At 65.9% G+C, this 4,547-nt stretch carries 6 protein-coding genes; 4 read left to right on the forward strand and 2 right to left on the reverse strand.

The window, feature by feature from the left end; genetic code table 11:
- The first annotated feature begins 234 nt into the window (after nucleotides 1–234).
- Both AC2CHE_RS26390 and AC2CHE_RS26395 read left to right on the forward strand, forming a co-directional pair.
- Nucleotides 235–819 carry a hypothetical protein gene (locus AC2CHE_RS26390; protein WP_484507535.1) on the forward strand — a complete coding sequence of 195 codons (585 nt, stop codon included), beginning with the start codon at nucleotides 235–237 and terminating at the stop codon, nucleotides 817–819.
- Nucleotides 820–965: 146 nt separating this feature from the next.
- The gene (locus tag AC2CHE_RS26395) at nucleotides 966–1,454 is read left to right on the forward strand and encodes a YfbM family protein (RefSeq protein WP_484507536.1); all 489 of its coding nucleotides are present in this window, start codon (nucleotides 966–968) and stop codon (nucleotides 1,452–1,454) included.
- 90 nt (nucleotides 1,455–1,544) lie between these two features.
- On the opposite strand, the gene AC2CHE_RS26400 is transcribed toward AC2CHE_RS26395, so the two are convergent.
- Both AC2CHE_RS26400 and AC2CHE_RS26405 read right to left on the reverse strand, forming a co-directional pair.
- The gene (locus AC2CHE_RS26400; RefSeq protein ID WP_484507537.1) at nucleotides 1,545–1,817 is read right to left on the reverse strand and encodes a hypothetical protein; all 273 of its coding nucleotides are present in this window, start codon (nucleotides 1,815–1,817) and stop codon (nucleotides 1,545–1,547) included.
- 122 nt (nucleotides 1,818–1,939) lie between these two features.
- Complete coding sequence (locus tag AC2CHE_RS26405) at nucleotides 1,940–2,110, reverse strand: hypothetical protein (RefSeq protein WP_484507538.1); 171 nt, start codon at nucleotides 2,108–2,110, stop codon at nucleotides 1,940–1,942.
- A gap of 196 nt (nucleotides 2,111–2,306) precedes the next feature.
- Between AC2CHE_RS26405 and AC2CHE_RS26410 the strand changes: the two genes are divergently transcribed.
- Nucleotides 2,307–3,089 (forward strand): hypothetical protein, encoded by a 783-nt coding sequence (locus tag AC2CHE_RS26410; RefSeq protein ID WP_484507539.1) that lies wholly within the window; start codon nucleotides 2,307–2,309, stop codon nucleotides 3,087–3,089.
- A gap of 160 nt (nucleotides 3,090–3,249) precedes the next feature.
- Nucleotides 3,250–4,194, forward strand: a complete 945-nt coding sequence (locus tag AC2CHE_RS26415; protein WP_484507540.1) for a GIY-YIG nuclease family protein — start codon at nucleotides 3,250–3,252, stop codon at nucleotides 4,192–4,194.
- Nucleotides 4,195–4,547: the final 353 nt, after the last annotated feature.

Consider the following 4,547-nt stretch of genomic DNA (forward strand, 5'->3'; position numbering starts at 1 on the left):
ACACCTGAATGATCACCAGAGGACCGCGTTCTTCTACGTATCCACCGAAACCGGCGTGACTACCTCACAACCGGCCATCCGGTCATATCTCGATCTTGCGAATGCCCTGCCGGTCAGGCCGAGGTGAACGTCGAGGCAGTGGTTGGTGACGAGTTCCGGCATGAGGCTGAGTTGGGCGCTTGGTGGGCACTGGGGAGCCAGCCGCCGACGGCGGTGACCGTGACCGAGGTGGTCGTGACTGAGGTCGATACCGGCGTCGGTGATGTGTATGAGGCCACGGCTCGTGCGGTGTGGCAGAGCCTGTCAGCCAAGGATCAGCGGTGGTACGTGGGATTCAGCGATCCGCGGATGGTCACCGCGTGGTTGACGAGCATGGTCGGTCGGCGGTTGGACCAGGTGACCGAGGCCCGGCACTGGCACGCGGGACGGCGCGGACCGGACGCCGAGAGCCTGCTGCACGCATGGCTGGTCTTCGAACACGCAACCCCGATCCGCGTACACGGCCGGGGTGACCAGTTCCTGCTGGCCGTAGAAGATCCCTACGGCTCCTACGACATGGGGCCGCACGGGCAAACCGAGGTAGGGCCGGCACGACACCCCGACGTGCTGGCCCGGTTCATCGGCGCCCGACTCACCGACGGTGCCGTGATCCTCGACCATCAAGGCCAGTACAGCTGTGGCCTCGTGTTGCGCTTCGACACCGGCGACCTGACCATCGCCACGCTCGCCGACGAATGGATCCTGGCCCCCGGGACACCGCCAACCGCACTCACCCGACACAGCACCGTCGGACCCTTCGTCCGCAGCGACCGCCGGTAAGTCCAGGACTATCAGCATCGGTCGCAGCCACCAAGATCAGCAACACGGTCATGCCGCAATCGGCGCGCCGCCCTTGCTGCTCCTTCGTGCCGTGGTTCGAGGTGAACCTCCGCAACCACTGGTGAAGATCAGCATAGGATCTCTACGTGTTGGGAGTGCACTTCGCGATCACGCGGGAGCAGGAGCGGTCGCTGCTCGCGGCCGGCGATGACGGCGACGGCGACGCGGTGAACGAACTCATTGAGGAGATCGAGGAGTCGTGGGCCGAGGACGGCCTGACCGTCGACACCGACAAGGCATGGGACGGCATCCACCGGTGCCTGACCGACGGCACCCTCGAACCTGACGGTGGCGAGTATCCGTTCAGCCATGCGGTGCTCGGCGGGCGCCGGCTGCACGACGAGTACGTCGTGGTCTACCTCACGGTGGACGAGGCCCGGGACGTGGCCGCCGCTCTGCAATCCGTCGACCGGCGCGAGCTGCGCCAGCGGTTCGACGCAATCGACGACCCCGACTATCGCGGCGCCCTCGACGACGCCGACTTCGACTACACCTGGGACAACCTCGTCGAGATTCGGGAGTTCTACCAGCGGGCTGCAGCCGCGGGACGTGCCGTTGTCTTCACCGCCACCTGAACTGGGCACTGATCTGCCGCCGAGGCGGGTGCTGAAGAGACCCACCCCTTGAGGGAGTCTTCCGTAGCTGGTCGACGGCAGAGCCGAGTCTCAAGGACCGGTCGTGACGATGGCCGTGAGCACCAGCAGGACGCCGATCGTGATCTGTACGAACAAGGCACCGAAGAAGAGCTTTGGGTGGTTGACGAACAGGCGAAGCACTCGGGATGGTCCCGGCAGCGTTCTGCCTGCTCGTAGCCGGCGCGTGGCCCACAGCCGCAGGACGACGTTTCCGAGGGCGAACGTCAGGAACAGAACCCCGAGGACCCCGAGCGGGGCCTGCGGTGATGCGCCTGCGGAGTTGCCAAGGCCAATGGGGAGCACAGACCGACGCTCGCACGGCTTTCGACTCTTGTAAAGATCATCAGCGCGCCACCATCGCTTAACGACCGAACAGCGGCATCCGTCCCGACGATCCACGCGGACTGGCTGATTGCTGTACTGCGTTACCGCTTCTGTGCTCGGTAATTCCGGAGCAGCGCCGTGATCTTGGCGTAGTCACGGGCACCGTTCAGCTCATTGAGCAACTCGCCTGGGCAGAGCTCATAAAGGTCGCCCCACCACCGGCAGGCCCGGTTGTCCCAGATCCGGTAGCCGCCGTCAACGCCCCTCGCCACATACCTTCGCCTCGCCACCGGTGGCAAGGTAGCAATGCCCTCAGCCGACTGCATGCGGTTTGCGGCTACCCAGCTCGGCACGCTCATCTGGCCGCGAGCCGCGCGCTACGCAGCGTCCCGCTGAGCCGGCCCGGGTTCCATCCGGACGTAGCCGAGATGAGGATGCTTCCTTCGGTGTCGGGATGAAACCGCGGCAATGCTGGATCTTGGTATCGTCGGCGCCCCTTCGGAGGAGGCGGGCGTAACCGACGTTGCTGTTGGGGGATCCTGTCGTAGCCATGCGGCGGTGGTCGCGGCTGCCGCTGTCGCGCTTGGCCTGCTCGCGTTCGCGGCCGACTCCGTTGCGGGCGGTGTGGGGCAGGTCTTGATCGCGCTGACCAGCAGCGGTTTCGCTTGGGGCTTGGCGGCGTTCCTGGTCGGCCGTTCTGCTGCCACGGCGAAACGAGCGGTTGGTAGCGCTACCGCGCTATTGGTGCTGGCCACGCTGCTCTATTACCTGCTTGTGCTGGTGGTCAGTCGTCGGTGGAGTGGGGGCACCCTGGAGGACGGCACGTCGGCCGACCTGCTGGGGCTGCGTTCGGTTGCCATGATGACGGCGCTGTGGCTGACCGGGTCCCTCGTCGGGGGACCGGTGCTCGGGCTGCTCGGCCATATCGTTCGGGTCGGCAAAGTGTCGACCTCGGCGCTGGCTGCGGGGGCGGTATGCGGCCTTCTCTCTGGCGAGGGCTGGCAGGCCGTGATGTTGGCACCACCCTGGCAGCTGTTGACAGTGTCCGATCCGTACCATGCAGAATTCCTCCGAGGCGTTGTGGTCGGGGAACTCGTCAAGATCGTGCTTCCGATCGTCGTCCTGGCCTGGCTGGGCGCGGCGCACCGCCTCTGGCGCGTGTGGCCGACGCTGCTTACCGCAGCCATCGCAAGCGGTGCCCTGAGTGCGGCGCTGTGGTACGTGCTCTACGCCGGAGCACACAGCATCTGAACGCGCCGGCCAGACCGCAGGCGCAGGTCGGTCAGGTGCGTCAGGCATCCTGATCTGCCGCCGTCCGCGTGCTGTCGGGGAGGCGCTGGCGCAGCCGGGTGCGGTGACCTGCAGGGCTGCCTTGTCCCGTGGCTGATCATCTATGGCTTATTGTCGTCCAGTGGACGGCGTTGAAGTTGTTCGGCTGGAGGTAGGCGGGCTGAACTCGATCGCTCACCTACTGCCCAAGGCACGTGGCCGGTGCGGGGTGTACGAGTTGACCTTCGCCGACGGCCAGCACTATGTGGGACAGGCTGTAGATGTGGTGACACGGTTCTGCGCCCACCGCCGGACTTGGTCGGATATCGTCGAGATCGCCTTCCAACGCGTCAACCGTAGCCAGCTCGACGAGGCGGAGCGTGATCAGATCCGCCGGCGCGAGGCAGCCGGGGTGCAGCTGCGCAATGTCGTACACACCGCGGGTCGGCTCGGTGCCAGCGAACTGGACGTTCTCCTACCGCCAGCGGAGCAGCGACGCTGGCTGATTGACCACAAGCCGCGGATAGTTCGCCTCGGTAGCCGGCCACACGATCCCGTCCTACACCACCGGGGTCGACATCGCTTCACTCGACTGACGGCCGATCCGCGGTTCACCGACGAGCTGGCCCGCCTGGTGGGCACCTACCTGCGCGCCACGATACCGGTGCCGGAGCTGACGGAGCTCAGCTACTGGACGATCAGCGCGCTCCCGGCTACCAATGCCGCCACCTACCCGCGCCTGCTCACCGTCTCGGTGCACGCTCTGGAGACCCTGTACGTCTACCACGACAGACACACCCCGCAGGATCTGCGCCTCTTCATGAATATCGATCGGGCTGCCGCAAGATCGCACCTTCGTACTCGCCTCGGGCTGGCGTGGATGAACACGGTCGAGGCCCGCTACCGGATCCGCCCCGGGGTACTGGGACTGCACTTCACGTCGATCCGATCCGGCCACGACGCGCTCACCCACCCAGGAATCATCAAGGCTGCCCGCAGGCTCAACCTGGACCTCATGCGCAAGGGCCCGGCGCTGAACTGGAAGACCCACTGTCCGGACCTCGTCGAGCGCGTCCTGTCCATCTGACCGGAACAATGCCAAACCAGCACTACCAAAGCGCCGACGGTGACCCACGTCCAGTGACTTCCGAACTTCGGCCGCCGGACGCGCTTATGCCGGGTAGGAGTGGGTTTGCGTTGCTTGAAGGTTCCCGCCGCGCCTCTGGCATGGCCCCGGAGGTCATGAATGCGGCTGGTCCGGCTGTCCACGTGTTCGGCCTGGCTCGCCTGGCCGACAGCGAGAGCTCCCTTTCCCGGGGCTGCCGAAACTGTCCCGCACCGGGTTTGATGGAGACATCGAAACCTGGGAGGAACACCAGCGATGCCGGCACCGAAGAAGTACAACGATGAGCTGCGTGAGCGTGCGACCCGGTTGGCGGT

It is taken from the genome of Micromonospora sp. ATLC16 (assembly GCF_057196645.1).